Below are 5,186 nucleotides of genomic sequence, written 5' to 3' on the forward strand. Positions count from 1 at the left end.
GGGCGAGGGCTCAGGGCGGGAAGTGGACAGCCTGGCTAAGGTCGCGGAGCTGCTCGGAGCACGCTCGGTGCTGGCGAGCCTGTGGCCCGTCAACGACAGCTCCACCTCCGTGCTGATGCAGCGCTTCTACACGCTCCTCAAGGACGAGCCCGGCCTAGGGCGAGGCGAGTGCCTTCGCCGTGCCCAGCGCGAGCTGCTTAGTGGAAAAGCCAGTAGCGTAGGGGCTGCCCGTGGCCCTGTGGCGGCGACGGGGGGCAAGCCTCCTGCCACTGTCCCCGCCTACATCCCCGACCCCAGCGCTCCGTGTGCCCACCCCTACTACTGGGCACCCTTCATTCTCATCGGTAACACGAGATAATCAGAAAAAATCATGAACTATTATGCCCTCCTTACGCCTCTCGCTCTCGTTGCCTACCAGCAATCCCCTGCTCCAGTAAAAGAAACGCCACCGCCTGCCAGTGTCATGGAAGCAATCAAAAAAGCCGAAGCGCTGGTCAAAGCCGAGAAATTCGCCGAGGCCATCACGATTCTGGAAGCACGGCAAAAAGAGCTTGGCAAAAAGATCACAGAGGCGGAGAAACGTGCGCTATTAATCGCGACGGCTGAAATACACTTTGCCAGAGGAGAAGAAGCGGAGAGCCATTCAGAACATAAAGAAGCAATTCTACATTATCAAGCCGCTTATGAGATAGACAAAACCTACAGGAAAGTTTCAGCAGGCATTGAACTCCATAGCATTGGAGCAATATATGATGACATAGGCAATAAATCAAAAGTATTAGAATTCTATAACAAAGCTCTCCAATTATTCGAAATTACAAAAAGTAAAGATGCAGAAGCTTCCCTACTAGGCGATTTCGGTTCATTTTATAACTCTATCGGAGATAAAAATAAAGCACTTGATTTTTTCAAAAAGAGTCTATCAATACAAAAAGAAATTGGAGATAAGGGAGGAGAGTTAATTACCACAAACAATATTGGCGTTTTACATGAATCTATTGGTGATAATGCTAAAGCACTAGATTTTTATAATAAAGCCTTACTATTACTAACTCAAACAGAAACGAAACGAGAAAGAGCCGTACTTCTCAGCAATATAGGAAAGTGTCACTATAACCTTGGTAATAAAGAAAAATCTATAGAATTCTATAACAAGGCACTGCTTATCCAAAGGCAAATAGAGAACAAATCAGATGAGGCAACAACTCTCAATAATATCAGTACGGTCTACAGAGATCTTGGCGAAAATGAAAAAGCACTTGAAGCGTTAAATCAAGCGCTTCATATATTTACCCAAAAAGGACTTAAAAACAGAGAAGCAACTACATTAAATAATATTGGCGCGATTTATTCAGCTCTTGGTAATAAAGAAAAATCTTTAGAATCTCATAAAAAGGCACTATTAATACATCAATCAATCCATAACAAGGAAGGAGAAGCTTATTCACTCTTCAATATTGGCGATTCTTACTCCAAACAGGGTGATAAAACAAAAGCTCTAGAACTCTACAACCAAGCACTATCACTGCAAAGGCAGGTAGGCGACAAGAGAGGAGAAGCAATAACACTCAAGAATCTGATGATGCTCTGGAATAATAAAGCTTTCCAGAAGCAGAGCTTAGGAATGGCAGTACTCTACGGAAAACAGGCGATCAATCTCTATCAGTTTATGCGCAATGAGATTAAGAGCCTGGATAAAAGCCTACAGGACAGCTACACGAAGTCGGTTTCGGTGACCTACCGACAGCTGGCGGATTTGCTGATTGAGCAAGGGCGGCTGGCGGAGGCGCAGCAGGTGCTGGGACTGCTCAAAGATCAGGAGCTGAGTGAGTTTGTCCAACGCGATGCCAAAGTTTCGGGCGAGGCGGCGGGCGTGGCGCTGACCCCTAAAGAGGCGGAAATGAACAAGCGCTATCAGGAGATCTCGGAAAAGCTGACGAAGCTTGGGGCACGTCAAGCGGCACTTAGTGCCAAACGGCAACGGACAGCAGAAGAAGAGAGAGAACGCGAGCAGCTAGGAGAAGATCTTCAGGTGGCGACCATCACCTTCCAGAACTATCTCGTGGGCTTGGAAGCAGAGTTTGCACGAGTGCCGCTGGCACAGCAGCAGCTAGTCGCGGTGAAGGATGCCCAGACTCTCAGTCGGACGCTCAGTGATCTGACAAAAGATACCAAGCAGAGCACTCTGGCTATTTACACACTGGTGGGAGAGGAGAAGCTGAGCTTTATCGTGGTCACGGGAAATGTTCAGGTGGCACGCGAGTATCCCATCACCGCCGTTGCGCTCAACAAACTCGTTGCCCAGTTTCGCACTGCACTGGAGGACCCACGCCTCGATCCCCGGCCCCTGGGAAAAAAGCTCTACGATATTCTCATTGCTCCCATCGAGAATGACCTGAAGGGTGCGGACGCGACGCGGGTGTACTGGTCGCTTGATGGAACGCTGCGCTATCTGCCCCTTGCCGCACTCTCACCCGACGGCATCCACTATCTTATCGAACGCGAAGAATTCCACTCGCTGTTCTCCCCTCGCGTCAAGGAGCGGCTTGTTCCCTTTTTCAAAGACCCCTGGTACGCTCTGGGACTCGGCGTGAGCAAGGGAGCAACCATTGATGGAGTGAGCTTTTCGCCTCTTCCCGCTGCCGCCACAGAAGTGCAGGAGATCACGAAAGCGCTGGAGGGTAAAGCACTCCTGGATGAGGCGTTCACCAAGAGTGCCATGCTCAAAGCCCTAGATGGCAGTTTCCCCGTCGTCCATATCGCCAGCCACTTTCAGTTTCAGCCGGGCAACGAGACCCGCTCGTACTTGCTCCTAGGCAATGGGGCCACGCTTCCCCTCACCGAGCTGCGCCAGCTTCCTAACACCTACTTCAATGGAGTCGAGCTCCTCACTCTCTCAGCCTGTAACACGGCGATGGGGGGTGGAGACAGTGCCGGAGCCGAGGTGGAGAGCTTCGCACTTCTGATGCAGCTCAAGGGGGCAGGGGCGGTTATGGCAAGCCTATGGCCCGTCTCCGATAGTAGCACGCAACAGCTCATGCAGGCGTTCTATGCCACACGTAAAGCCAGCCCCACCCTGAGTAAGTCGGAGTGTCTGCGACAAGCACAGCTTGGGCTGTTAAAGGGGACAATTAAGCCAGAGGTGACAACACGTGGTCCTGTGGCGGCGACGGGAGGCAAGGCTCCTGCCACTGTCCCCGCCTTCGTCCCTGACCCTGGTGCTCCCTGTGCCCACCCCTACTACTGGGCACCGTTTATTCTCATCGGAAACACGCGTTGAAACCCGTTATTTTAGCAGTGTAACCGTTGTTACTGCTGTAGTCATCTGTCTTCGATACTATCTACACATCACCAGTTTGGAGACAGAAACAATGAAAACGACAGCTCGATTTGCTCACTTTATGGCAACTGCCTTGATTACGATGACCGCACTGCCTGCCCTTGCAACCCCACAGAATACCGCGCCTTCTCAACCCAACCCGTTTCGCGTTGAGAAGAAAGCTTCAGCCAAGCCTACCGTTGCTCCCCCGGTAAAACCTTCTAATGTAGCCGTTTTAAAAGAAACCAAAGAGAACAAAGCAGTACCACTCTATGTACCGGGAGCCCCTGCACCCGAAGACGCCAACTATACCGGCGTGGTCATTGACTGCACCGGAATGGGTCTGACAAGCTCCCCCTGCCCCAAGCTCTATGACGAAGAAGGCATCGAGGTCTACGGAACTATTACTGTAACACTGGAGTATCTCTTCGACTACGGTGTGGTTGCCTACCCGCGCTCTCTGGAGGCCGCCATCAACCATGCACGCATCGGACGCAAGCCCATGATTATTAAGGCGCTTCGTCTCGATAAGGAGACACGTAGCGAGCCGGTGATCTCGCAAGAGGATGCCAAGCGCCTGCGCGAGGCCAATGCCAAGGATCATTTTCTGGAGCGCTGTGCTGTCGTGTTCGTGATTGCGCCTCGCTAATGCGAGCCTCCCTCGTATTTTCGGTTTCGTCTCCCTCCCTCTCCCCGGAACGCGTACCGCGCAAACCGGGGAGCTTTTTGTTATATGTCAAGAGCAGGAGGGGAAAACTTGCACGCATCTGCCCGAGCCACAAGAATGTCCGAGCCTCGAAGGATACGCCAAGCAACGGCGAGACGCAACTTAGCAATTTCTGGTATTTTATAGGGACACTGCGTACACGAATCCTGCCGTAAAGATAAACACTTATGTCAACCCACCCTGATCCCCACATCCAAGCCTCGTTGCTTCTAACCCGCCGCGACGCCCTAAACCTCGCCGCCGGAACCGCGCTCACCACCCTGCTGCCAGGATTGGCACAGGGGTATAGGGAACAAGGGAGCCAAGGGAAGCCCAGATTGGGAACAACGTCGCTAAGTCCAACAGCACCAAGTGTGGTTGTGAATGTGGATCCGACAAAACCAAGGCTGATGCCTCAGCTAGGTCATTCTCGCTTCATATTCTCTGCCGTTTTCTCTCCAGACGAAAAGCGAGTCCTTACCGCAAGTGGAGATAAAACCGCAAAGATCTGGGATGTATCAACGGGCAAGGTGATACAAGTACTCAAAGGACATTCCAATTCTGTCACCTCCGCCATTTTCTCGCCAGATGGAAAACAAGTATTATCTGCAAGTTTAGATCACACTGCGAAACTCTGGGATGTTGAGACAGGAAGAACAATACAGACATTCAAAGGACACTCATTTAGGGTCATGTCCGCCGTTTTCTCTCCTGACGGAAAGCAAGTGCTTACAGCAAGTTATGATCACTTTCTTATTAGCATGCATCGGCTTACAGAGAATCAGGTAAAACCTGTGCAACTCTGGGATGTGGAAACAGGTAAATCTATACAGATTTTCAAGGGACATTCGGATGTAGTCAGATCTGCTGTGTTTTCACCGGATGGAAAGCGAATCCTAACCGCAAGTGGTGACAAGACCGCAAGACTCTGGGATGTGTCAACGGGAAAAGTGATTCAGACATTCACAGGGCATTCAGACAGACTCGAATCCGCGGTTTTCTCTCCCGATGAAAAGAGAGTACCGGAATATGTCAATGATTTTGAGACACTTTTCTTTTTTAATTTAGACTCTTTTTGCCTCCAGACTTACCCTGCATTTATCATCTGTCACGGCGGGCAAAGCGGAGTCCAGCACGAGTGCCAATACAGGAGGATTGATC

The 5,186-nt window shown here is 50.8% G+C and carries 3 protein-coding genes and 1 pseudogene; all 4 read left to right on the plus strand.

Annotated features, from left to right (window positions below; translation table 11 throughout):
* Window positions 1–358 (plus strand): CHAT domain-containing protein (locus RMO15_RS30015; protein ID WP_309721869.1); only part of this gene is annotated, 358 nt, incomplete at its 5' end.
* Window positions 359–370: 12 nt separating this feature from the next.
* Entirely contained in the window at window positions 371–3,280 is a 2,910-nt protein-coding gene (locus tag RMO15_RS30020; RefSeq protein ID WP_309721872.1) for a CHAT domain-containing protein, read from the plus strand.
* A gap of 91 nt (window positions 3,281–3,371) precedes the next feature.
* Window positions 3,372–3,968, plus strand: coding sequence for a hypothetical protein (locus RMO15_RS30025; RefSeq protein WP_309721874.1), 597 nt, complete (start codon window positions 3,372–3,374; stop codon window positions 3,966–3,968).
* Window positions 3,969–4,213: 245 nt separating this feature from the next.
* Window positions 4,214–5,186 (plus strand): annotated as a pseudogene (locus tag RMO15_RS30030) (WD40 repeat domain-containing protein); the annotation flags it as partial.

The sequence above is a fragment of the Armatimonas sp. genome (assembly GCF_031410135.1).
Taxonomy (GTDB): Bacteria; Armatimonadota; Armatimonadia; order Armatimonadales; family Armatimonadaceae; genus Armatimonas.

Excerpts from the sequence above, each read along its gene's own strand:
- RMO15_RS30025 (WP_309721874.1), top strand. The coding sequence starts at position 3,372 with ATGAAAACGACAGCTCGATTTGCTCACTTTATGGCAACTGCCTTGATT.
- RMO15_RS30020 (WP_309721872.1), top strand. The coding sequence starts at position 371 with ATGAACTATTATGCCCTCCTTACGCCTCTCGCTCTCGTTGCCTACCAG.